The following is a 26,613-nucleotide window of genomic DNA, read 5'->3' as shown; positions in this document are numbered from 1 at the left end:
AGATACATAGTATATATTATAAGAATAATTCTAAATTAAAATACTTATTATAGTCATTCTAAGCTTATTACAATGAATAAATTTCTTCTCTACAGGGAATACATTGTAATCTACTAATACAGAATCGGTAAATAAAAAGCCCCTCATAGTTGTGAGCATATGCTTTCACCACTACAAGGGGCCATAGATTAATGAATCCTATTATATATAGGCATACAAGTTAATCATCATCCTAATTATTTTTGATCCCGTTTACGATATACGATGAACGGACGTGTTAAGTAGTTGAGTGGAACACTCAAGCAGTGTACCAAACGGCTGAATGGGAAGATAATAGCAACCACCATCCATGCCAACATGTGGAATTTAAACATGAATGGCACGCCTTCCATCAAGGATGGATCAGGCATAAAGGATAATAAGCTACGGAACCATGGGCCGATGGATACACGGTAGTCAAAAAAGCCAGATGCATTAAGCAATGTACCAGCCATACCACTAAAGATAGCTAATGTTAAGAATAAATATAACCATTTATCAAGGCCAGATGTATTTACTTTCATAGCAGGTACAGTAAAGCGACGTTTCATCAAGAGCAAGAAACCAACGATGAAGATGATACCCGCTACAGCACCCATATATAAAGCACCTTCATGGTACATATGGTCATTGATACCCAAAGCTGCAGTCCAAGTTTTAGGCACTAATACACCTACTACGTGACCGCCGATAACGCATAGCAAACCAAAGTGGAACAATGGATTGGCAATACGTAATTGTTTTTTCTCTAAAAATTCACTTGATTTTGTAGTCCAGTTTCTTTCAAAGTAGAAGAAACGAACAAGTGTGCCTACGATTAAGAAGGTAAACGCAATATATGGCAAAGCGCCCCATAAAAATAGATTCATCGTGCACCGTCCTCCAATCCATTTGCAACCGACAATATGATATCAAATAAGAATGCATAGGTCAGTTTTGCTTCGATCAATCGATCCCTAATATATTCTAGCTTTGGTTTACAATAATCATACACTTCACGAGCCTTTTCAGGTTCGATAACAGCGCATAACTCTAGAATAGCTGGAATATAGTCAGGCATCTCCTTTGGTAAATCATAGCCATTTTCTAGGAAGAAGGCTTTATATTTAACGAGTTCCTCTGCTTGTTCCCCTGTACCTTGCAATTCATAAGTTGATAAGTACATCGTTGTATTACGACTGAAGTCAAAGATACGTACGTATTGGTCTTCAAAGGCCTTACGATCCGTTTCTTCAATGTAATCAAAGAACTCTAACAATCCTTGGCGAAGTTGAGGATGCTCAACAGAGCGAGTATCCTCTTTCCATTCACCAAGTTCATTGTACCAAGATTCATCTGGATACCGAAGCAAAAAAGAAGCAATGAGAGCTATTTTTTGTGCATCATCCATTATGGCAACCCCCTGTCGGGCATGCAAAACCACGATTGTGTTGCATTTCTAAGCGACCTTCGCGAGATACATTAACATCAGATGGGATAACAAAACGATCATTATATTTAGACAAGGCTAACAATTTGTACATAGCATACATTTGCTCTTCTGTAAGATCTACTTCATGAGCGATTGCTTCATCACCTGTTTCACGGCGACGCATGTATTCACACATATCGAGAATGCGTTGTAATACACGAGCTAAAATATCTGTATTACCAGCAGTAAACATATTAGCTAAGTATTGTACAGGCACGCGCATTTCATGTGCATCTGGCAAGTATACATCAGATGTAACACGTTGTAAAATTGGGCTGAGCGGTGGCACATACCAAACCATTGGCAATGTGCGATACTCTGGATGCAATGGCAATGCAACGCCCCATTCTTTTACAAGCTTGTAAACAGGAGATTTTTTAGCTGCTTTCAAGAATGCTTCAGAGATACCTGCTTCGCGAGCGGCTTTAATAACCTCTGGATCATTAGGGTCCAAGATTAAATCTACTGTATTTTGGTAGATGTCTTGTTCATCCTTCGTAGCTGCCATTTCTTGAACTTTGTCCATATCGTATAAGACTACACCAACATAGCGCATACGACCTACACATGTTTCAGCGCATATTTGAGGCAGACCATTTTCCAAACGAGGGTAACAGAATACACATTTTTCAGCTTTATTCGTTTCCCAGTTATAGAAGATTTTTTTGTATGGGCAAGATGGAACGCAATGTCTCCAACCGCGGCATACATCTTGAGAAACAAGTACAACACCATCTTCATCACGCTTGTAGATAGCACCGGATGGGCATGCTGCTACACATGCAGGATTCAAACAGTGGTTACAAAGACGTGGTAAATAACGCATGAATACTTCTTCGTAGTCAAATACGATATCATCACCCATCTTAGCCAAGTTCACATCTTCCCGTGCATGATGACCACCAGCCAAATCATCATCCCAGTTAGGGCCCCATGTTACTTCCATTTTTTGCTTTGTTAACAAAGAACGAGGACGTGCTACAGGTTGATTATTTTTACGACCGGTATGAATCAATGTTTCATAATCGTATGTCCAAGGTTCAAAGTAATCCGTAATTTCTGGTTGTTCTGGATGATAGAACAACTTCATCAATCGAGAGCCTTTAGAGCCTGTGGAAAGCGCCAAATTACCGCTTTTATCGAGAGTCCAGCCACCCTTCCATTTCTCTTGGTTTTCCCAATTACGTGGGTAACCCACGCCAGGTCGGGTTTCCACGTTATTAAAGTACATATATTCCGCGCCTTCGCGGTTCGTCCATGTATTTTTACAAGTAATAGAGCATGTATGACAGCCTAAACACTTGTCCAAATTTAGGACCATGGATACTTGAGCTTTAATCTTCAAGCCAATCCACCTCCTTCAATTTACGAGCCACAATTGTCATATCACGTTGGTTACCAGTTGGGCCATAGTAGTTAAAGCCATAGCTCAATTGACCATAACCGCCGATCATGTGTGTCGGCTTCATGTGAATATGTGTTGGCGCATTGTGTGTACCACCGCGACGATCTTTCTTAACTTGCGTACCAGGAACGTTGATGTGACGGTCTTGGGAGTGATGCATATAAGAAATGCCACGAGGAATACGTGGAGATACAACTGCACGAGCTGCAACTACACCATTTTTATTGAAAGCTTCTACCCAGTCATTATCTTTAACACCAATTTCTGCTGCATCATCTTCGTTGAGCCAAATTGTTTGGCCACCACGGAATAATGTTAACATTTGTTGGCTATCAAAATACATACTATGTGTAGACCACTTATTATGTGGTGTTAAGTATTTCAACGTAATTTCTGGAATACCTTCTTGTTTATAATCACCTTGTACTGGTTTATATGACAATACAGGTTTGTACAATGCCATAGCTTCGCCATAGTCGCGCATCATTTCATGATCACAATAGAACGATTGACGACCTGTTACAGTACGGAATGGTACCTTATCTTCTGTAGATGTTGTAAATGGAGAATAACGACGGTTTTTATCGTTCTTACCAGTACTTGTTACAGAGCTAATGATAAAGCGTGGTTGACGAACCATGTCATCGAAAGTAATCTTTTCTTGTTCGCGACCTTTTGCATTCTTTTCAAGCCCAGAAAGACCTGTTTTTTCTTCCATCGCTTTCCAAGAACGAACCGCTAATTTACCATTTGTACAAGAAGATAATGTTAATACAACATTACAAGCTTCCTTACATTCGTAAATGCTTGGACGGCCATGAGAAATGAAGTCTGGATTATCAATCGTACCATTTTGACCATACAATGTTTGATATTCGTCAGATACATCCCACGCCAAACCGTGAGCACCCATTTTATTTTCGATATTAGGTCCTAAAGCAATGTATTTTTCAAAGATCTGACTGTAATCGCGTTTTACATGAACGAGGTTCGGCATTGTTTTACCAGGGATTGGTTCACATTCGCCTTTACTCCAATCAAGAACTTTACCTTCTGGTTGCGCTACTTCGCCTGGGCTATCATGGCCAAGTGGAGTAGCTACAATATCTTCATATTCTGTAAAGCCAGATTCTTTTGCTACGCGAGATACTGTTTCTGCAAGGGTACGGAATGTATCCCAGTCAGATTTAGTTTCCCATGCGCAATCAACAGCAGCTTGGAATACATGTACATATGGATGCATGTCCGTAGAAGACAAGTCTTCTTTTTCATACCATGTAGCTGCGGGGAACACGATATCAGAATATAAACCTGTAGACGCCATACGGAAGTCGATATCAATTAAGAGATCAAGCTTACCCTCCCCATCTGCTTCGCGCCATTTAATTTCTTCTGGACGTGTAGGAGCATCGTCATCTTCCAATACGGCATTTTTTGTGCCTAATAAATGTTTCAAGAAATACTCATGACCTTTAGAAGAGGAGCCAATAAGGTTTGCACGCCATACAAACAAGTTGCGAGGGTGATTTTCCTTAGCCGCTGGATCTTCTACGCAGAATTGTAAATCTTTATTTTTCAAGGCTTGCGCCACATATTGGTTGATTTCTGCTTCTGTACTAGCACCAGCTGCACGAGCATCATTAATCAATTCTTGGCTACCTTTATTGAAAGTAGGATAAGATGGCAACCAGCCTAAACGAGCTGCTAATACATTGTAATCCCCAGGATGACGATAGCGAGGTTTAGCCAATTTAGATACGCGGTCTGCCAAATCGATGCAGTCAGAACGATATTGCTCTGTAGCAAAGTAGAACCAAGATGTACCATTTTGCAAACGAGGAGCCTTACTCCAGTCATTGGCAGTCATGATACCACCCCAACCTTCAACAGGACGAAGTTTTTCTTGACCTACGTAGTGGGCCCAACCACCACCGTTAACGCCTTCTGTACCACAGAACATGATAAGGTTCAAAATAGTGCGGTAAATAACATCGGCATGGTACCAGTGGTTGATACCACCGCCCATGATAATCATGGAACGACCTTTCGTTTTTTCAGCATTATCTGCAAATTCACGTGCTGTAGCAATAGCAATGTCCGCTTTTACGCCAGTGATTTTTTCTTGCCATGTAGGTGTGTATGGAGTGTCATCAGTATAGCTTGTAGCCACTTCACCACCGATACCACGGTCAATACCGTAGTTAGCAAGAATGAGGTCATACACTGTAGTTACTTTCACAGGACCATCTGCAGTTTGTACCGTAATAGTAGGAATAGCACGTTCAATAACACCTTCGTGCTCTTCATCACCAAAGTACGGCAATTTAACAATCGTCACATCTTCCCGTTGATCAAACACGGATAAGCGAGGATCAATTTTAGCTCCTGTGTCGCGATTTTCAAGTCGTAAATTCCATTTTTGTGGGTTCGTGTGACGTTCACCCATTGTACCATTAGGTACAACGATTTCATTTGTTAATTCATCAATCAATACCATTTGGAAGTCAGCGCCTTCCTCTTGGCGACCTAAATCCTTGGCATTCAAGAAACGGCCTGGTTGAACTGTGCCGTTGATATCTTCAACGCGTACAAGGAATGGCATATCTGTGAACTCTTTTGCATACTCTTTAAAGTATGGAGTTTCTTTGTCGATGTAATATTCTTTTAGGATAACGTGACCCATTGCCATTGCAAGAGCCGCATCGGTACCAGCTTTTACATTGAGCCATGCATCGGAAGAAGTTGTAGATTCCGCATAGTCAGGAGACACGGATACTACTTTAGTACCTTTATAACGAACCTCTGTCAAGAAGTGAGCATCTGGCGTACGGGTCAAAGGTACGTTAGAACCCCACGTCATGATGTAACCAGCATTATACCAGTCACCAGATTCAGGTGTATCAGTTTGTTCACCCCAAACTTGAGGGCTGGAAGGTGGCAAATCGGCATACCAGTCATAGAAGGACAATGGTGTGCCACCCATCAAGTTAAGGAAACGAGCCCCTGCTGCATAGGACAACATGGACATCGCAGGAATTACAGAGAAGCCTGCGTTGCGGTCAGGGCCATATGTTTTTGCTGTATATAGTAAGGATGCTGCAGTAATTTCTGTTGCTTCATCCCATGTGGAGCGCACAAAGCCACCCATACCACGGGCTGACTTATATTTTTTCGCTTTTTCAGGATCTTCTACGATAGATTTCCAAGCTTCGATTGGATTCTTAGCATGCTTCTTCGCTTCTCTCCAAAGCTCGACCAATTCGCCACGTACATAAGGATATTTTACGCGCAAAGGGCTATAAAGATACCAAGAGAATGTTGCACCACGAGGGCACCCACGTGGTTCATAATCTGGCATATCATCTGGTGTTTCAGGGTAGTCAATTGCTTGATTTTCCCAGGCTACAACACCGTTTTTAACATAAATATTCCAGCTACAAGAACCAGTACAGTTTACGCCATGCGTTGTGCGGACAACTTTATCGTAAGACCAACGGTCACGATAATAATTTTCCCATTCACGACCTCCATCTTCTGTGATTTGATGGCCGTTTGGAGATACTTCCTTCTTGCGAAGAAACTTAAACTTTTGAGACAACAAGCTCATCTCGTGTCCTCCTTCAAAACTACAAAAAAATCCCTTGTGCTAGATGTGCTAACACAAGGGAGAAAATCCTGTTATTCGATATTACTAATATTAGGGTCAATACTATCAACCTCTAAATCAAGTAATCCGATTAAAGCGTCAAAATCACAGATTACTAGATGGTGTTTGTCATAGGCTACATAGCCTAACTTACGTAACTCACTTAACATGCGATTTAAACTTTCTCTTGATGTGGCAGCAAACTCAGCCAATTCTTGATTTGTTAGGGCAATATCAATAAAGATACCATCCTCGCGCTTTACACCATAACTATTGGCTAAGCGCAACAAGGTAGAATAGAATGCTCCCTTCTTGCCGTAAAGTAGCAAGTCCCGGTATTTTGCCTGTTGACGACGCATATGCAAAGTGTAGATTTTCATCATTGCAATAGCCAATGAATGGTCTTTTGCAATAGCCCCTTCCAACACATCATAGCGTATACAATAAACAGAGCAATCCTCCCGAGCAATGGCGTTGAACACATATGTTCTAGTGTTCTCCTCATACAACGGAACCTCACCAATTACATTATTCGGCCCTACTAAACGCAACGCAAAAATGTGTCCGCTAGCTTCGAACTTCTTAATGCTCATTCTACCTTTTACTACTACGTAAAAGTATTCTGCCTTGTCCCCCTCACGGAAGAGAAAATCACCTTTTTTAAGATGTAGTTCCTCACCCGGCAAAGCAAGCAATTGGTTAATTAATTTTTGATCCATACCATTATCACTCCACAGTACTTTTATAACAAAATCCATTAGTTATACTAATCTATTTATAGTAAAAGTACCTATACTATATACTTTTTCGTATATATATGATTATTATAACTTATTAATTTCAGAATATGTGTGTTTTACATCACATTCACAAAAAAAATTACACTATATAATATATCTGTGATGTAAGACATTGAAAAATATTAATGCTACAATAATTATAACGCAGTTTTGTAAGTAAATCGAATGCTTTCTATGGAAATTCTTTAGATTTTACTATTTATATATATATATATATTATATATAATCTTATATATTTTTCTTGTCTACGTGTATAGTTGTTACAGTAAGGAGAAGTTCAAAATGAACGAACTAAAAATGCCTCAAGTAGGGGCAAGCCGTAGCGAAATTGTGGCTAATTGGCAACCAGATAATCCAGAATTTTGGGAAAAGTTTGGTAAAAAAATTGCTAAACAAAACTTGGTTATATCCACAATTGCATTAACCCTTTCATTCTGTGTATGGTATTTATGGGCAACCATTGCAGCGCAACTCAACGGCGCAGGCTTTAATTTCACAACCGATCAATTATTTACCTTAGCTGCATTGCCAGGCCTTGTAGGTGCTACATTACGTTTTGTATATACCTACATGCCAGCCTTAATCGGTGGTAAAAACTGGACATTTATTTCCACACTTATTTTATTAGTTCCTGTTGTATGGCTCGGCTTTGCCGTTCAAGATACAACAACTTCTTATACGACATTCATGATTTTGACTGCCCTTATCGGTTTAGCGGGCGGCAACTTCTCGTCCTCCATGGCGTACATTGGCAACTTCTTCCCTAAATCCGAAAAAGGTACTGCTCTTGGTATCAACGGCGGTGTTGGTAACCTTGGTATTTCCGTAATCTACTTCTTGGCTCCATTCGCTATGGGTTCTGCTGCACTAGGTAGCGTATTTGGTGTAACACCAGCTATCATCAAAGGAAACGCAGTATACCTTGCCAATGCAGCTTTCATGTGGATCGTACCACTCGTTGTTATCCTTGCACTTATGACACGTTTCATGGATAACTTACCTCTAGAAAAACCAAATCCTAAAAATCTAGTACAAATCTTTGGTAACAAACACACTTGGGCTCTTACATTACTTTATACATGTTCCTTCGGTGCTTTCTCTGGTTATGCAGCAGCACTTGGTCTATTAGTAGGTAAAGAATTCCCAGAAGTACCATTTGCTTCTATCGCATTCGTAGGTCCACTTGTATCAGGTGCACTTCGTCCTGTAGGTGGTTGGTTAGCAGACAAAATTAACAGCGGTACAAAAGTTACCTTTGTAAGCCTTCTCGGTCTATGTGTAACAACAGCGCTAATTGCAGTTGGCGTAGATATGCACAACTTCCCATTCTTCTTTGCTATGTCCGTGTTGACCTTCGTAAGCTGTGGTTTCGCAACAGGTGCAACATTCCGTATGATTCCACACGTATTTGGCAATCCGCTATTATCCTCTTTAATCACTGGCTTCGTAGCTGCCGTAGCTGCATACGGTGCCTTTATTACACCTAAAATCTTCGGCTTTGTATATTCCACATTTGGTAATATCCATCCAGCCTTTGCTGTACTATTAGCCTTCAACATCGTAACTGTAGCAGTATGCTACTGGTTCTATGTGCGTAAAAGCGCAAATATGAATGTATAATTTTCTGGGAAACAGAAAATTTACGTTCACTCAACGGTACAACAAAATATAATTCACTTTTCTTAACTAAGTGATAAAAGAAACCCCGCATCTCTCCTCCATACTTATCAGGTCTGCGGCCTAGGGCCTTGACCTCGTAAGTCGGATAGATGCGGGGTTCTCTTTTATGAGAATATAGTTGCGAGTGCGATACTCATATATTGTGAATTATATTTTACGAAGTATAGTGCGTATATTAACTTTTCTCCCCTCAAAATTATAGCCTTCATTTTGAGGGGAGAAAAATGGACTGCTAGGCAGTCCATTCATTCTAATTTGACGATATATAACTTTATCTCTATAATATAAATAGATAGTCAGACGAGTAGGAACGTCAGGCGCATCTCAAAAACAAAACATATAGGAAATGGCCTTTCTGTTTATCTAATTACACTGGGTAACGGAGGGCTATTTGCTTTTTGAGAGACCCAACCTCGCCGACTACCTTAAGAATATTATAAATCGAACGAATATACGATACAATAAGCAGTTATTTATCGATATATATGAATTAAATAATAACAAAAAGGGACTGCAACGCAGTCCCTTTTTTATTATCCAAAGATTTCTTCTAGTAGTGCGTCGTCAATGATGGTACCAACATAGAAGTCGCTGAAGATGCCGTATTTTGCACTGGCTTCTTCGAAGCGCATATCATATACAATTTTTTTGAATTGGATGTCGTCGTTACTAAAGATAGTAATACCCCATTCCCAGTCGTCTAGGCCACAGCCACCAGTAGTGAATTCAGATAATACATCCAAGTATGTTTTACCAAGTTCACCGTGAGCTTTCATCAAAGCACCGCGCTCTTGCGGTGGTAACATGAACCAATTGTCATCACCTTCGCGTTTTTTACTCATATTATAAAAACAGATATATTTATCGCGAGGTACGTGAGGATATAATTTTTGGTTAACTTCCTCTGTATCTAGCTTGGCCTTAACATAGGTACTTACTTCTGTTACAGATGTATAAGAGTATGTTTGCACTAATACGCTTGCAATGGCAAGGCGGCGGAATTTGCGTTCTACTTGCGCCAAGTATTCAAGGGATGGACCGAGAATCCATAGGATTAAATCCCCTTTTGCGCCATTGCAATCATAGAATGCGTAACTTCCTTCTTTAGCTTGATGTTTAGCTTCAAGGTCTGCTAAGAATGCTTTTAATTCGTTGCGCGCTGCTGCTTTTTCTTCAGCTGTAAAGCAGTTCCATGCGCTGAAATCCATGGCAAATACCATATGTTGGCTATGCCAACCTTCTACTGTAGGGATTGCTTTTCCCATTATGATCACTCCTATCTATGGTGATTATATCAAAATAATAATGTATATCTATATTTACGGAAATCAAAAGACTCCAATAATTATTATAGCATATGGAGTCTTTTCAATTTAGTTTCTATTGAGATTTTTTATTAGTATATTCTTTAGTTAAGACTAAACTACTACTTTTAGGCTGAGATAATCCTATGTGCTCTTAATACTATACTAACTCTTTTAAGCAAGTCACTATTTTACTTGTCATTCACAAGTTTTTCTACTAGTTCTTTCGCTTGTTTTACACCATCAGGAATACCAATACCGTCAAATGGCGTACCGATGAGGTGTAAATTTGGATAATGCTCTGCCACATGTTCACGGACTGCTTGAATGCCTGCACGATGGCCTACATTATATTGCGGCATACAGTGAATGAGGCGATTGATACGCACCCACTCTGGTTTGATAGAGAAACCCATGATATGTTGAATCTCTTTGACTGCCAATTCTGAAAGTTCCTCTTCGCTGAGTCGTTCTACTACATCATTGCCAGGCTTACCGATAAAGACGCGCAATACTACCTTATCATCAGGCGTTGTTTGGGGCCATTTTTGATTAAGAATAGTACACGCTGTAAGAGGTGTATCCGTGTTACGAGTAATGAGAAGACCTGAGCCCTTTAAATCACCATCAAATGTGCTTTTATCAAAAGACATAATAGCAATGGCACAGCTAGATTGCTCCATGGAACGCAAGAAGTCAAAACCCTGATCATCCTTAAACCATTGTGTATACGTTGCCGGCGGCGTGCTAATAATCACATGATCTGCCATAGATTGACAACCACAAGAATTGTTATACTGATTGACCACATCGATTGCGTACATACCATCAACATATCGAATATCAGAAACTAGTGTACCTGTATGCAAGTGTACATTACTAGGCATAGCCTCAACGATAGCGGTAATCACGCTTTCAAGGCCGCCTGTCAATTGACGAAACATACCGGATTGAGCCGCTGTTCCCTTCCGACTTTCCATATCCGTTTGCGCCTTAGCAGACTGATGATTTGAACTAGTCTTTGTTACATGGTTAGAACTGCTTGCACTATTACTAGCAAAATTAGCTTGGCCAGACTTTGCTTCGTGGCTTTCAAATTGACGGTCTGTCATAGTACCTTTACCAGCACGAGGCACATCGCCTTCTGCTACAGCATCTTTAGCTGCTTTAGAGACACCTGCTTTGGAATGACTCATCTTAGCAGCCATCATACCTTTCACCATGTTCCCATATTTTTGTTCAACTTGAATAAAATGAGGAAATGTCGATAATAGACTAATTTTATAAATATCGCCACCATAGATGCCCGCTAATAGAGGCTCGATGAGTTTATCCATCATTTCTTGTCCTAAGTGGTATTTGAAGAAGTGACCAATGGATACATCACCATTTTCATCGAGTTGGTATGGTTTCTTAAAATAATCTAAGCCCGCACGCAATTTACCAGACCAAGAAATGAGCGTTGCTTTCACAAAGGGCATCATTTCCGTAGGAATGCCCATAATGGAGCCGCCTGGAATTGGGTGGATAGAACCCTTATCATATACAAAGGCTTGGCCTGTTTCATTAGACACAAGGGTATCCCCTAGTCCAAGATCATGCACGAGATCTGTCATTTCTGTTTTACGACCCAAATAGGAGTCAGGACCGAGTTCCACTACGAAGTCATCCACATGTTGCGTTTGTATTTTCCCACCAAATCGTGGTGCTTGTTCATAAAGAGTAATGGTCCATTCTGGCTTTGCATGACCTAGATAATAAGCCGCTGTTAGCCCTGTTAAGCCACCGCCCACAATTGTTACGTTCACGAATGAATCCTTTCTGTTATTGCACTCGCCATTGCTTGTAAAAATATTTCATTACAATTTGGCATGGGTGCACGCATATATGTTGCGCCCTTTGCTTCAACGAGTTCTTTACACTCTACATCATTATCGTACAATACCTCAACGTGATTACTTACAAATCCAAATGGTACAAAAACAATGCAATCAGCACCAGTTTGTAAGGCTTCGTTGATAGCATCCTCTACAGTAGGGCCCAACCATTGCCCATGAGGAGCTGCACTTTGCCACGCCACAGTCCATTTCGGTAATTTACAATGTTCAGCAATCTCTTTGGCGCTTTCCTCTAAAGCTAACGCATACGAATCGCCACCATGATTATTGATAAGAGGTATACTGTGCGCACTAAAAATAACGAATACATCTTTACAGTCCGTATCTACAACTGCGCACTCTGATTTTACACTATCTACATACACTGATTTAACACTATTCACACAATCAGCGTTAACACTATCTATACATTCTAATTTATCATTATTCACACACTCTGAAACTGCTTTTACCCAGTATTCCTTAAAAGTTGGTTGATCCCACCATGAACGGATAAAGTCAAATGTCACATTATCATAATTTGAAATGGCTGCTTGCACTTGTTTTTCATAAGCTCCAGTACCGAGAGCGGTAAAGAATGGAGCTGTTACAATAGCGATAATATGCTCCACTCCTTGCTGGACTAAGGAGTCAACCGCATCTGCAATGGATGGTTTCATGTGTAAAAAACCAATAGCGGAAGGCATAGTTGGCAACAGAGTAAGCAATGCTTTATATTGGCACTCTGCCATAGTTTGAAGCTCAATATTTTCCCATTGACCGATTGTATCATAACGCTTAGTGAGATTTGTAATCTCTGCTTCCGTTGGTACACGGCCACGACGAATGCTCGTCATATAGGGTACTAAATCATCCTTACTTAAAGGGCTACCATAAGACAGGAATAATAATCCTTTTTTTTCTACTTTCACTAATTTACCTCTCTTGAGTCCAAATCTCACGACTACGTTCATGCACATAGTCCGTTAGCCAATGAAGTTTTTTAGGATCTGCCTCTGGGAATACGCCATGACCTAAATTAAAGATATGGCGCCCATAGCGAACGCCGTCGAGCAAGATGCGATCCACTTCGCGGGCCAATGTTTTTTCGTCTCCGAACAAATACGCCGGATCCAAGTTACCTTGTACCGTTTGTGTTACGCCGCGCTCGTTTGCCATAACGATGGAACTACGCCAATCAAGGGCAATGACATCTAAAGGCAAGTGAGACCAAATAGACACCAAATGATCCGTACCAACACCATTCATGGCCATTGGCAAATGAGGATATTTAGCTTTCACAGTCTTTATAATCCGCTCCATATGAGGGTAAATTCCTTGTTTATACTGGTCTGCATTAACAGCACCTACCCAAGAGTCAAAGATTTGAAGTGCATTAGCACCCGCTTCGGCTTGCATGGACAAGTACGCAATGGACATGTCCGCTAGTTTTGTCATCAATGCATTCCACATATCTGGAGCACCGATGAGCATACCGCGAGTCTTATTGTAATTCTTTGTTGGGCCCCCTTCGATAAGGTAGGACGCAATAGTAAACGGTGCCCCGCAGAAACCAATGAGCGGCACGTCGAGCATACCAGAAGTTAATAATGTAATCGTTTTCGCAATATAATCTACCTTTGTAGGATCAAAGGTTTCTAATTTATCCACATCAGCCATAGAGCGGATAGGCGTGCTAAATACAGGCCCCACACCAGCCTTGAGCTCTACATTTACATTCATAGCCACCATGGGGCTCATAATATCTTTGTAGAGAATCGCCGCATCGACGCCATATTCCTTAACAGGTAATTCCGTAACACGAGCACATAGCTCAGGCTCTTTTGTAATTTCAAATAATGTATATTTTTCTTTGATTTTGCGATATTCCGCTTGACTACGACCAGCTTGTCGCATATACCACACAGGCGTTACACCAGGGTTCTTCCCTTGGATCATGTCCAAATAAGCTGTGTTCAAGTACTCAACCCCTTTCGTTCTAAATGTATACTAACACACTATGGTAACTAAAACAGTTACTTTGGTTACAATCACACACAACAATGCCATTAATATTCCCTGTGAAAGCTTGCGGCGACCACAGGGATTATTTCATTACCTCGTTGATATCTATTTAATCTAATTAGTCTTTAATTCAAGTCCGAAATTAATTTAGCTACGACTTAGTCTATGGCAATCGATGCCCATAATAGATTGAGCCATATCATATACAGAGCGTTGACAGGTAAAGAGCCAAATCTGTTGATTCTTCCCAAGCTCGGCCAACAATTCCAAGGCACTACGTTGACGGTTTTCGTCAAAACGCACCAAAATATCATCCAAAATAATCGGCAAGGATTCTACTTGATAAGAGAATACCTTTGCTAGGGCAAGACGCAATGCCAAGTATACTTGGTCAGCTAGACCACTAGACCAGAATTTAAGTTCTAGTCGTTCCCCATTGTTGTTGATAAGTGCTACCCCTTTATTGATACCTAGAATATCAAGTGTATACCTCTCACCAGTTAGTCTTTCAACATAAGAGGATGCAAGTTCTAACATATGAGGTTGTTTTTCTTGTTCATATGATTGTTGAGCCTTATCCATACAATGGCTTATCAATACTTGAGTAGCCCAATCTTCAAGAGCAGACTCTAATTCACTTTGTAGAGCCTCTCGTTCTTGCAACATCTGGTGTTGTTCCTGGTCAGATCCAAGTGTACGCATGGCTTCAACGATTTGACCGCGACGCTCGTACAAGGTAGCCAATTTATCTTCGATAGAGGCTATTTCACGCTCAGAATGAGCCAATTCATCCAACCAGTTATCCTTGTTGCCTTCACGCAAACGACGGTAGAACAAGTCTTTATTCTCCGCGTCAGGAGCAAGCAAATCAAGCTGCACTTGACTTTGCTTGTAGATGGTTTGCCACTGTTTATATTGGTCCTCATCGATAAGATGTTGACGATACTCGTTGGAACTTTCCATACCCGCTTTATGGAGCAGTTCTTGTTGACGAAGGAGTAGCTCTTTTTCCTTACGATGCCAATTATCATATTCATTACGGAAGCTTTTACGTTGTGCTTCCTTTTGTTCCCATACAATCTTATTTTGTTGGAAGTTCTTATATTGGTTATAAATGCGTTTTAGCTCTGTTGGAGATACTGGTGCCTCTATCCCAAGGTTATACCACAAAGCCATCGCTTGGTCTTCAATAATACGTAGACCTTCTTTATGCTCCGCTAAACGCTTTTCATAGCCTTCTATAGTACGTAGTTGCTCATGATATTGATCATATTCATGTTTGAGGCCAAAGAAATCATCTTCATCGAGACTCTTAGCCGCCCCTTGCGGTAACCAGTTTTGCCATGCTGCGAGGGCTTCATCGTAAATGCCTTGTAATGTATGACCTTCTTGAATCCAACGTTCAAGATGTGCCGCCCCTTCTAAGGATGGTACAGGACTCACTGTAGGTGTAGCAGCCTTGATCAAAGCCTCTAGCTGATGCTCTACATCAGATTTATGGGAGGATAAAATTTGTAACTCATAGTTTAATTTAGATACATCCGAGTTACCATTATGAAGCCTCCAGGTAGCATACCAGAATAGCCCCATAGATAGAATCAAGAAAATAAAGCCACCTATAGTATATAATGCCGATTCAAGAACCAACAGGCCTGCTAATACTACCAATACAGCTATAACAGCACCTATACCACTAATGCGTTGTAGCCATTTTGGCAGAATTGTAGGCTGTGCAGCTGAACCAGAACTATTCCGTCTAGCCTCTACTCGATCTATATCCATTAAGATACGATCTAATTCACGTTCTAAATATTCTTTTTTAGCTAATTCTTCTTCACTAAAGTTAGGTAAAGTTGCACCTTCAAGGTTCGCCGTCGGCACCTCATCGGTAGCCTCTGCAGGTTTGCGGTCTTGCCAATGTAAAAGTTGTTCTTTTGCGGTGCGCAAACGACTTGCCAAACGTTCTCCATCAAACCAATTGATGTCTTCTGCCATTGGCTCATCGTGACGCCACGCAGAATGTAGGGTGCGTGAAAACTCCAATTGTTCTCTAACCTTACGGATATACGCATCGCCTTCCTCGCACTCACGGCGTAATTGCTCCCATTTAGCACCTTGTTGAATAAGGTCTTCAATATCTTGACCGTAAGTTCCAAATGGGCTATCAGGACTAAAGTTAGCCGGCATCAATGCCGCTTCCTTTTCCTGCCATAATTGCATATTGTCACGAGCCCGTTTAATTTCTTCATCAAGGCGAAGAAACTCATCACGACTCAAAGCGAGCTCACTATTGTACTGCTGCATGTGCATACGTGCCTCTTCACTGCGACGATACGTATCCCATGCACGCAATACTACATCGATACCATCCCGATATTCCTTCCATTCTTTCAACTGATTTTGCAATTCCATTTCGGTTTGCTCCGTACTGTGAAAGACGGTTTGTAATTCCACATATTGCGCTTCATGCTCCGCCAACTGACTCAGCTTTTGTCGATTTTCTTTAAGCTCATCCATCAATACATTGATACGACGTTTACCATTCGAGGATGCTACAAGTAGGTCTGTAGCCCCTTTTTCAACATTCTTAACAGCTCCACCTAAGTGTTCTCCTCCTTCGGCGCCAAAGAATCGAGAACGAACCTCTACCTCTTGTAATACATCAAGTCCTTGTAGGTCGTCTAATGTTAGCGCAAATATGCGGTTATATGTTTTTTTATCGATGCCATGCCACCAATATTGAGCCGGCTCTTCATGGATAGCAGGATTACCAGGACTGTAAAAGTCTAACTGCTTACCCTTACGACCGATATAGTAGCTTTCACCATTACGGTCCACATCAAGGGCCCCCGTCATAGGGCCATAAACCTTATGAGTACCGCCAAATAACAAGGTGCGCATCCCTTCGAGCAAGGATGTTTTACCACTTTCATTAGGACCATACATGAGTTGAACCCCATTATCACCCGTGGTGAAAGACCAGTCGCGATACGGGCCAAATTCATCAAATCGTATGCGTTTAATGTTCATCATTAGCCCCCATCAATACAGTAACACCTTCAATTTCACAACGTTTTAAAGCTCGTGCCAATAATTCATCACTTAATAAATCGGCATATGCGCCTAAGCGCTTAAATTCAGGACGATCAGCCATGATTTGGCGCGCAGTCTGTATCGCATCCCCATCTACCATATCATCATAAGCACGCAAATAATCACCTACTACATCTGTTAATAGACGTCGTTCAACTAGATTAATACTAGGTCTTGTATTAGAAGTGATACGGTAAGGCATAACAAATATAGATTTGCCTTTCTCTTCATTTTGAGACTCTTGCAACCATAGTTTTCGAATCCCCTCTTGCGTACATAGGCGATGTAGAGGTCCTGTACCGGACACAACGATGGATAGCAAGATGTTTTTCTTATGCTGCTTTCGCAAATTTTCTTTTTTACGGCGCAAAATCTCTAAGAAATCCGTTTCATTTTGCATGCCAGCAATATCGATTTTGATTTCCTCAAATCGGACAGCGCAGGTATCGATAAATCGCAAATCACAATGACCATTATGTGATACAGATACAATATAACATCCCTTAGGTCCATGTTCTTTACGATGCAAGCCTTGCGGATTACCAGCATAAACTACGAGAGGTTCCTCGCTAAGAACTTGAGATTTATGAATATGGCCCAATGCCCAATAATCCATAGCGGCCTCTGTTAAATCAGTTAAATTACAAGGTCCTGTTACATTATGGTTTTCAGAGCCTACACTAGAACCTACAGTACCATGCATGACAGCAAGGGAAAATTCATCCCGTTCAAAAGCTCTGTATTGACGAGCATAGTTGTCACTTTCATTACCATGACCACAACTAATACCATATACGCCACCAATTTCTATATTGTTAACGATGAGCGGAAAACGTTGTACCTGTTCACTAGAAAATATATGGACATTATCTGGCATCTGCAGTTGCGCCTTCCAGCTTTCAGCAGGATCATGGTTACCTTGTACCATATAGACATCAATACGATGCTCCGCCAAGCGATACATGGCGCGCACAAAACGGACTTGAGCCTCTAAATTATGGTCTTCACTATTATAAATATCACCAGCTATTACGACAGCATGAACATGTTCTGTAATAGCAGTATCAATAATTTTATCTAAGGCTACATAGGTTGCTTCACTTACGGCGCGATCAACAGCGCTGCTAATACCTGTAGCATATTGAAAGGGTGCCCCTAAATGCAGATCACCACAGTGTATAAATCGAAACGGCTGCATCTATATCCACTCCTCCATTAATATTCTTATTATAGTTATATATAGTAATTACAATAGTTTATTATACTACAAAACCTTAAAGATAAGTTAAAAATAACTATCATTTAGCATCAAAACAATATAGTTAAACTAAACTTCTCTTAACTATTAATAAATATAAATTATAAGATAAGCACATTTTCTTTCATCATAAGAGATAAATCATAATATGTTATTATTTTTGTTAACCAATTCACGCATTAAGTTGACAATTTATACGCGAACGTTTACAATCAAATTGTCAATATATTATGTTTTTATTAAGTTAACAATTTCCTGGAGGCTATTATGGCTTTGCCTATAGATCAACAACCATCCCAAGTGGGTACATACGAAAAAATACTTACCATTGCAAACCGCATCATGAACGGCGGCGAAATTACAAAAGAAGAAGCAATCGAGCTAATTCATACTTCAGATGATGATACTATGATTCTACTCGCTATGGCTGATAAAATTCGCCAACATTTCAATGATAATTCTGTAGATGTATGCGCCATTGTTAATGCTCGATCCGGCAAATGTCCTGAAAACTGTAAATTCTGTGCTCAATCCGCACACCACAACACAGGCGTTCAGGAGTATCCTTTCATGGATGAAGAAAGCATTCTCCAAGCAGCACGTAAAGCTAAAAAGGCTGGTGCCATTCGTTTTTCCATCGTAACAAGTGGTCGTAATACTAATAACCCTGATGAATTTGATCAAATCATCCACGTATTAGGCCGTATCAAAAACGAAATTGGCCTTGAAATCTGCTGTTCTCTTGGGTTGTTAACTTACGAACAAGCACTCAAATTAAAAGAAGTTGGTGTTACTCGATACCACTCCAATATCGAAACGGCACCTAGTCACTTCCCAGATATTTGTACTACACATTCCTACGAAGATAAAATGTTTACCATAGATAATGCACAAAAAGCAGGCATCCGTGTTTGCTCTGGTGGCATTCTTGGCCTTAACGAAACATTAGAACAACGCGTAGAAATGGCGTTCGAACTTAAACGTTTACATATTGACTCCGTGCCATTAAACATTTTGAATCCTGTTAAAGGGACTCCATTTGAAAGCAACGAAGCTTTACGTCCATTGGATATCTTACGTACCTTCGCCGTATTCCGTTTCATCTTGCCAAATGCATTGATTCGTACTGCAGGCGGTCGCGAAGTAAATCTACGGGACTTACAAGCTTATGCTCTAAAAGGTGGCCTAAACGGTATCATGGTTGGTGGCTACTTAACCACTGGCGGTCGTTCACCTCAAGACGATCTCCAAATGATTCAAGACTTGGAGTTGACTCGCAATACAGCTCAAGTCTAAAAACCTCATATATACCATTCTCCATATCTAGAGGATGTAGTATATAAATTATTCCCTAATGCTTTATAAATATTTTACACATAAAAAGAACCATCTAGTTTGCTGTACTAGATGGTTCTTTTATTTCCATAATAAAATGTAAATGGCTTGACCATTTGTGTTACCCGCAATGGGCTCAGGATTCTCATTAAATTCTACATTCTCATACGGCGTCCCGTCTGACATGTACGCATCTACCTTCAATGTTTCCATGGTTCGATTATATCTACTGATATAAACTTTATATCGCAATTCGTCGCCACCCAGTTCATTAACTCGCAGCCACAAAAGTGCATCGTAATCACTCTTCTGTACACTATCATTGTCAATAAATAATTGGTTTCCTGATGCATCTGGTCCAACATAGTACCAGTCCGTTGCGTTAGTAGTCCCCCCTATACTGAGTAGCCACAAAAGTGTTAATATGGTGAATATTTTACTCATATGACTGCCCCTCTCATGCTATCGAGCTGTATATTTTATAAAAGCTTAATGTGGATAAACCTTTATAAAATATACAACTTCTCCTTTATATAATACCAAAATTGTCCCATATTTATCAACAATAATTAAAATTAATTACCATGTTTTTTACAAATATAAGAAACTTAAAGAAATTTATTAAATTTCTTCATTTTTAACTCATTTACCCTTCCTATAATGATAATGTCAAATGATAGACAAAGGTAACAATTCCCTGGTTACCGTACGTGTATTTATCTCCCGACAAGTAATACTAACCCCAAACCTACTACTTGTTTAAATACATGTTTCATTTGATATTAATACTAACACTCCCCTTACATGAAAAAAGGACTCTATATAGAGTCCTTTTTTCGTTGCTTCATAAACTTATACATATTGTTAAGTCTATATACATATTACCATAAGGGTTAATAGTAAAGGGTTTGTAAGAACTCACGAATTAACAAGTAACACTATACTCTTATATAAAGAAAAAAGCTCAAAAGCTTAAGGAAATACGATAACCATTACGCTTTTGAGCGTTTCTTATTATAAACTATAATTTACTAATTACTATTTTACTTCAGCCCAACCTAAAGCAGCGCGTTTTTCATCGATATCTGCCAAGATTTTCTCAGCTACTTTAGCAGGATCTGTATTAACATACATAACAGAACCTAAGATGTCTTTAGTGTCCTCTTTCAACCATTTTGTTACAGCATCAGAGCCTTGTGTAGGTGGTTCAACGCAGTGGTAAGAGTTAATACCCATTAGGCGGAAGCCAAGGGATGCATCGATACCTTTTTCGTTAGACCATTCAGGACTAGACATAGCAAATGGCAATTGAGGTAAGTTAAGGCCAAGTTCTGCAGCAATACCGCCGAAGATACCAGAGGAACGCGCATTATCTACACATTCACCCACATGCCATACTGGTGGTTGATCATCGCCCAAGAACTCTTGCAATGCAGGGCTACATTTCTTGTTAGCATCTGTATTACAATAGCCAAGTTTCATCAATGGGAAAGATGCACAACCGTTTGTAAGGATGATACAGCCATTTTTAATAAGTGTATCAACAATATCTACAGTTGCCTTTTCATAGATAACACGAGGGTTAGAACAACCTACTACGTTAACGATACCGCGAACTTTACCAGATTTTAAAGCCTCTGCCAATGGTTTGAAGGAACCATAATGTTTAACAGTGGATTCTGGAGAGAAGCCAACTTCTGCTGTGATTTCGTATGGCGGAATGAATACAGGCATACCTTTACGCAATTCATGCGCTTCAAGAGCACGATCCAAAATTTTGCGAGCCAAATCTTTTGTTTCAGCCAAGTTAGTGTGATGATGATCGTAGCCGATGTGTTCAGCACCTGGTAAACGAGCTGCATCAGATGTAGTGATAACCTTTGTGTTGAAGCAACGTGCTACGTCCATGATAGCAGGATATACGTCTTGTACGTCAGCTACCCAGCAATCGAGTGCGCCTGTACCAAGTACGAGCTCAGCGCCGATAGCATTACACAATGGAATAACATTTTCATAGCGGTACATACTGGATAAGCCAGAGCAGCAAATACCATAGAATTGAATACCTTTAGCTCCGATAGCTTTTGCTTTTTCTAAATACTCTTCGGACGCACCAATCTTACAAATTTGAGAAACCAATGTTGGCAAGTGACCATGAACAGCGATGTTAACATACCCTTTTTTCAAGGCTCCAATGTTAACTTTGGATGTACGGCGACCGCCTTGACCGAATAATGCATCAGTAGCGATATCTGCGGCCACTACGCCTGTGAATGTGAACGCAAGACCACAACGTAAGAATTGTTTCATGTTGCTTTCCCAATCGCCATCTGTACCTACGGTTGTACGATGATATGCATCAAAGGCTTCATTGTATGCGGAAACAGGCAAGATATCCAAGTTTTTCCAAACTTCGCGACGCTCTGCAGGAGCCATAGCTGTAATTGTTTTATATTCACCTGGCAATGCACGGCTCAAATCTTCGAGCAATACATCTGCTAAATCATTAGCCACTTCTTTCAAGGAACGACCTTCTTCAGGGATGTTGAAAGCCTTACATACAGTACGGATTTTTTCTTCCCCTAAAATTGGAATGTCCAATTGGTCATTAGCAGCAGCTTTCAAAGAAATCAAGATTTCACGAGCATGTGCACCATGTTGAGTCAAACCACCTGCAGCAGCACGTGTCATATTACGAGCTACGATGAGGTCAGCATCCGCACCGCAGACACCACGAGGACTCTTAGGTGTAATTTTACAAGGGCCCATGAAACAGATACGACAACATATACCAGCAATACCAAATGTACATTGTGGTTGTTGTTTATCAAAGCGGTCAAATACCGTATCACAACCGATTTGCTCCATACGAAGAATCATTTCACGCACAGCAGGATCTGGTGTTTGTTCAATTACATCTTGTTTTGTAGGCCATGTTTTACGATACTCAGCAACAGCTTTCATGTAGTCATTTACACCATGTTCATGAGGTACCCCTGGTTCATGAGTGTGTGGCACCCATTTATCCGTCGGAAGAGCCTTTGCATGACTATGATCGTGGTCATGTTGATGATCGTGGTCGTGACCATGATGATCATGACCGCCACAGTGGCAATGATGTTCATGATTATGGTCGTGACCATGTTGTTCACCATGATTGTGTTCATGGGTATTTTTATTTTCCACATCTTTACTCATTTGAAACCTCCTAGGGGCCTACATAGGCCAACCAATAAAAACAAAAACATATTCTACTTTTAATTCACTTTAAATCCACTACAATGATGGGTTTTAAATCCTATCTCCTAAATATGTTTTAATCTACTATAAGTATATTTTCTGAAAAGACATTTGTCAATTAGAATTTGAGAAATTTTTGACGCATCTATATCTAAGAATATGATAATTACTATATTTATTTAATTCGATTTTTTCAGTTTCTTTTCATAAATAAAAAGAGACTAATTCCTAAATTTTACAGGAATTAGTCTCTTTATTTTATTGATTAATTGATTGATTTACGTATTAATTTATATATTAATTATTAATTTATTAATATGATCCACCCCTCAGGATATGCCACCTAACTATCTTTATACCTATACACTACAAAAATTGCAGCATGATATGTGCTACTTCAGATAAATGGAAACGTTTTGCCCGATCAGACCTCGCCACAAGAACTAATTGGCGGAAACAAAGTTTCGATGCAAGAGGATAGAATTTAACCTTATCGTCATCCCCCTTTCTATTGAGCGTGCTCGGCAAGAATGTAATACCATAATCATCTTCTACCAAGGACCGGCATGAATCTAGAGTTTCAGAGCCAATGACGGCTTTGGGCACAAAGCATTCCGCTTGGCATAAACGGTTTACCAACGTCCGTAATTTGAGTCCTTCTCTTAGCAAAATAAACGGAAATGCTCCAAAGGGTGCAATTTCTCGAATTCCATCACCAGTCATGAGAGAATCTGCAATGGCTATAGCCTTCTTATTTTCCACACTAATGGCCAATAAAATCTGCTCATCTAAAACGGGATAACTTTCAAGATCCTGAGAATAAATCGGCGTTGGGAATAACCCTACATCTACTAAACCATCACAAATTTGCTGTTCCAAGAAGTGAGATTCACCCTCTACAACATGGAACTCCCAAGACGGTTCAATCTGTTGAAAGCTTTTCAATGTTTTCCCGAGCATATGATGTCCATAAAATTGAGACAAGCCGATACGCACATGATAGGCTACATCTGTGCCTTGATTAATGATAGATTGCGTTAAAGCCTCCGCCTTTAAAACTAACGGCATGCCCTCTTTTGCAATTTGTAATGCCGCAGCCGTTGGCACGACTTTTGTACGATCACGAACAAACAACGTAACTCCTAGCTCTGCTTCAATACGACGAATTCCCTGACTCAACGCCGGCTGAGAAATATATAACTTTTTAGATGCCTTAGAAAATGATGCCATCTCAACGATGGTACTAATATATTTAATGTCTTTTATGTCCATATACGAGTCCTTATAACTATGTACATATACAAGTCTTATAATAAAACATTATTTCTATTATAACTATATATTACTAAAATATACGTTACATATACATGGGGAAAATAAAAAAATACCAAGAAATTTAGTGCCTTACAAACCTAAATTTCTTGGTATGTCTTATAAGTTAAACGAACTACATATAGTATGCGGTAAAACCGCATTCTATTACAGCCCTTTTTAATTTTTAGATTACATTAAAGATTTAAGTACATCCAATACTTCTTGAGGTAATTCGTTTTTATGACCTTTAAGTTTTTCTACATAATCATAGCGGAACTCAAAAGCTTGGTGCAATTGGTGATGATACTCGCGTACTTCGAATGGAGGTTCAAAACCAGGAACCTCTACATAAGAAAGATTTTCGTATTCACAGAACGGTTTAAATTCTAATGTACCTTCTACTAAACGCTCTAATAAATCAAGAGTAACTTCTTTAGGAATTTTATTTTCCAAGAAGAAGCCGGTGTTCATGATGTAGCACTCTACGCCACATTTAGAAAATAATTTTTTGTAGCTTTCATAATCACGAACCAATGGATATGTACGGAATGGATTTGCATATGGTTCGATAACAAGCGCATTTGGATCGACGTGAGCATCAAGTTTTTCTGCTGTAGAACGACGAGTCGCAAGGGTTGCACCCATTGTAGAAGCCAATACAGGATCAGAAATCTTAAGGATTGGTGGCAATGTTTTATCTTTCATAAGCCATACAATCGCATTAACAGGTTCACCTACGTAGTTTACGCGGTTATCTGTCCAGAATTGAGATTTAATAGCACGTCCATTGCTGTTTCGCACATCTTCGGCCAGTACAACCTTACGGCCATCCTCATCCATCGTTACACCTACATTTTGTAGCGTCAACAAGAATTCGTTAGCAGGATGTTCCACAGGATAATCTTGCATTTTGTCAAAGTATGTAGGTTCAAGAGCAATAGAACTCAAATCGTTTGTATTGATAACATACGCATCGTCATGCAAGATAGAAATATCATAACGACCATCATGTTTTTCATGAGTCAATGTGGATTTACCGGAACCGGACAAACCGAATACACCAATAGTGTAGGATTTGCCCCCTTCAAGGTTGTAACGTTTCATACCGCCGTGGCATGCAACATAATCAAAGCGGTTTGCCAAGGACCACGCAAGTGTAAGCGTACCTTTTTTATGCTCCCCGAAGTAGCGCATACCAAGAATCATGGCACAGTTATGAGCAGGGTCAAAAATAGCAAGACCACCTGGATGACCTGGCACAACATAGTCAGGATCAGAGTAAATATAGATATCGCCTTCCGGAATGTCTACACTATCGTTGTAGAATTCTTTTACAGCCGCATCAAAGAACTTAAAGTTCATAAGCCAAGAATATAAAATAGACGCGTGATCTTTTGGAATCATCAAATGAGCACGAGCTGTGAATTTTTTATCAAGACCAACGATAGATTCCGCAGAAATCCACTCTTTATTGCGGCTATCATATACTGCGTCACGTGCAATGTTAGCGAGTTCAACTTCATCTATGCCTTCATCGCCAATAATGCGGCGAGCTTTAGCATAACGGCCAGTAGTTTTACCATCGTTTGTAACAAGAACCTTTGCATCAGCTGGCAAACCTTGCTCTAAAGGTTTAAATACTGGCATATCGAGGACGATAACACCTGGCTCTTCAGAGGCTAATTGATACGCTTGTGCCACAGATGTTACAGGAGTTACATTGTTCCCATAGAATGCAGTTTCAATTGTACTGCGCATCATAGAAAATAATGGGTTTGTTTTGATTTCACTTTGCTTCCAAACGCGTCTTGTCGACATAGTATCTAGATCCTCACCTTTAAATATATTAGTAATTTCTCTTGTAAAAGTAATGTTGTACATGAAAACACTGCTAAGGCAAATACTTTCATTATTTTCTATTTTACCCTGTTCAATCAAATTTGTATACATAAAACAGATGATTTATAGGAAATTAATGTATGTTTATTTTGAATTAGTGCAACACATTTGTAATGTAATAAATTAATACCTAGCGGCATGAAACTATTAGTATGCAATGGAACACCTTAAAAACTAGACAGAGTTACAAAGTAACTAGTTATATGTACAAATCAACTAGTCAAATA

The 26,613-nt window shown here is 39.9% G+C and carries 17 protein-coding genes; 2 read left to right on the top strand and 15 right to left on the bottom strand.

Annotated features, from left to right (window positions below):
- Window positions 1–236: 236 nt before the first annotated feature.
- The 5 genes from narI to E7L28_RS03390 all read right to left on the bottom strand — a co-directional run bounded on the left by narI (window position 237) and on the right by E7L28_RS03390 (window position 7,280).
- A complete protein-coding gene (gene narI, locus E7L28_RS03410; RefSeq protein WP_316105076.1) occupies window positions 237–908 on the bottom strand; it encodes a respiratory nitrate reductase subunit gamma in 672 nt (223 codons plus the stop codon).
- Window positions 905–1,429 carry a nitrate reductase molybdenum cofactor assembly chaperone gene (gene narJ / locus E7L28_RS03405; protein WP_004697895.1) on the bottom strand — a complete coding sequence of 175 codons (525 nt, stop codon included), beginning with the start codon at window positions 1,427–1,429 and terminating at the stop codon, window positions 905–907. The genes narI and narJ overlap by 4 nt, the downstream gene beginning before the upstream one ends.
- Window positions 1,422–2,855, bottom strand: coding sequence for a nitrate reductase subunit beta (gene narH, locus E7L28_RS03400; RefSeq protein ID WP_316711436.1), 1,434 nt, complete (start codon window positions 2,853–2,855; stop codon window positions 1,422–1,424). The genes narJ and narH overlap by 8 nt, the downstream gene beginning before the upstream one ends.
- Window positions 2,845–6,522: a nitrate reductase subunit alpha gene (locus E7L28_RS03395; protein ID WP_316711435.1), complete on the bottom strand. Its 3,678-nt coding sequence runs from the start codon at window positions 6,520–6,522 to the stop codon at window positions 2,845–2,847. The genes narH and E7L28_RS03395 overlap by 11 nt, the downstream gene beginning before the upstream one ends.
- A gap of 71 nt (window positions 6,523–6,593) precedes the next feature.
- The gene (locus tag E7L28_RS03390) at window positions 6,594–7,280 is read right to left on the bottom strand and encodes a Crp/Fnr family transcriptional regulator (protein ID WP_012863813.1); all 687 of its coding nucleotides are present in this window, start codon (window positions 7,278–7,280) and stop codon (window positions 6,594–6,596) included.
- Between the two features lie 363 nt (window positions 7,281–7,643).
- Between E7L28_RS03390 and E7L28_RS03385 the strand changes: the two genes are divergently transcribed.
- Window positions 7,644–8,981 (top strand): MFS transporter, encoded by a 1,338-nt coding sequence (locus E7L28_RS03385; RefSeq protein WP_187002505.1) that lies wholly within the window; start codon window positions 7,644–7,646, stop codon window positions 8,979–8,981.
- 593 nt (window positions 8,982–9,574) lie between these two features.
- Here E7L28_RS03385 and hemQ read toward each other — a convergent pair.
- The 6 genes from hemQ to E7L28_RS03355 form a co-directional block, all read right to left on the bottom strand.
- Complete coding sequence (gene hemQ / locus E7L28_RS03380; RefSeq protein WP_316692206.1) at window positions 9,575–10,306, bottom strand: hydrogen peroxide-dependent heme synthase; 732 nt, start codon at window positions 10,304–10,306, stop codon at window positions 9,575–9,577.
- A 230-nt stretch (window positions 10,307–10,536) separates the two neighbouring features.
- Window positions 10,537–12,153 carry a protoporphyrinogen oxidase gene (gene hemG, locus E7L28_RS03375; protein WP_316711434.1) on the bottom strand — a complete coding sequence of 539 codons (1,617 nt, stop codon included), beginning with the start codon at window positions 12,151–12,153 and terminating at the stop codon, window positions 10,537–10,539.
- Window positions 12,150–13,154, bottom strand: coding sequence for a ferrochelatase (locus tag E7L28_RS03370; protein WP_316692208.1), 1,005 nt, complete (start codon window positions 13,152–13,154; stop codon window positions 12,150–12,152). Before E7L28_RS03370 ends, hemG begins: the two co-directional genes overlap by 4 nt.
- 4 nt (window positions 13,155–13,158) lie before the next feature.
- Window positions 13,159–14,202 (bottom strand): uroporphyrinogen decarboxylase, encoded by a 1,044-nt coding sequence (hemE, locus tag E7L28_RS03365; RefSeq protein WP_315308254.1) that lies wholly within the window; start codon window positions 14,200–14,202, stop codon window positions 13,159–13,161.
- A 192-nt stretch (window positions 14,203–14,394) separates the two neighbouring features.
- Window positions 14,395–17,277, bottom strand: coding sequence for an ATP-binding protein (locus E7L28_RS03360; protein WP_316711454.1), 2,883 nt, complete (start codon window positions 17,275–17,277; stop codon window positions 14,395–14,397).
- Complete coding sequence (locus E7L28_RS03355; RefSeq protein WP_278617630.1) at window positions 17,267–18,538, bottom strand: metallophosphoesterase family protein; 1,272 nt, start codon at window positions 18,536–18,538, stop codon at window positions 17,267–17,269. Before E7L28_RS03355 ends, E7L28_RS03360 begins: the two co-directional genes overlap by 11 nt.
- 327 nt (window positions 18,539–18,865) lie before the next feature.
- Between E7L28_RS03355 and bioB the strand changes: the two genes are divergently transcribed.
- Window positions 18,866–19,894, top strand: a complete 1,029-nt coding sequence (bioB, locus tag E7L28_RS03350) for a biotin synthase BioB (RefSeq protein WP_077708013.1) — start codon at window positions 18,866–18,868, stop codon at window positions 19,892–19,894.
- Window positions 19,895–20,014: 120 nt separating this feature from the next.
- Here the strand turns inward: bioB and E7L28_RS03345 are convergent, their stop codons facing one another.
- The 4 genes from E7L28_RS03345 to E7L28_RS03330 all read right to left on the bottom strand — a co-directional run bounded on the left by E7L28_RS03345 (window position 20,015) and on the right by E7L28_RS03330 (window position 26,305).
- Window positions 20,015–20,377 (bottom strand): hypothetical protein, encoded by a 363-nt coding sequence (locus tag E7L28_RS03345; protein ID WP_008603073.1) that lies wholly within the window; start codon window positions 20,375–20,377, stop codon window positions 20,015–20,017.
- A 594-nt stretch (window positions 20,378–20,971) separates the two neighbouring features.
- Window positions 20,972–23,131, bottom strand: a complete 2,160-nt coding sequence (gene cooS, locus E7L28_RS03340; RefSeq protein WP_077708012.1) for an anaerobic carbon-monoxide dehydrogenase catalytic subunit — start codon at window positions 23,129–23,131, stop codon at window positions 20,972–20,974.
- A 408-nt stretch (window positions 23,132–23,539) separates the two neighbouring features.
- Window positions 23,540–24,445: a LysR family transcriptional regulator gene (locus E7L28_RS03335; RefSeq protein ID WP_077708011.1), complete on the bottom strand. Its 906-nt coding sequence runs from the start codon at window positions 24,443–24,445 to the stop codon at window positions 23,540–23,542.
- A 231-nt stretch (window positions 24,446–24,676) separates the two neighbouring features.
- A complete protein-coding gene (locus E7L28_RS03330; protein WP_077708010.1) occupies window positions 24,677–26,305 on the bottom strand; it encodes a phosphoenolpyruvate carboxykinase (ATP) in 1,629 nt (542 codons plus the stop codon).
- Window positions 26,306–26,613 lie beyond the last annotated feature (308 nt).

Source organism: Veillonella parvula (genome assembly GCF_032575955.1).
Classification (GTDB): domain Bacteria; phylum Bacillota; class Negativicutes; order Veillonellales; family Veillonellaceae; genus Veillonella; species Veillonella parvula_J.
The sequence above is the reverse complement of the archived record's forward strand: the minus strand, read 5'-3'. Positions and strand labels throughout refer to the sequence as shown.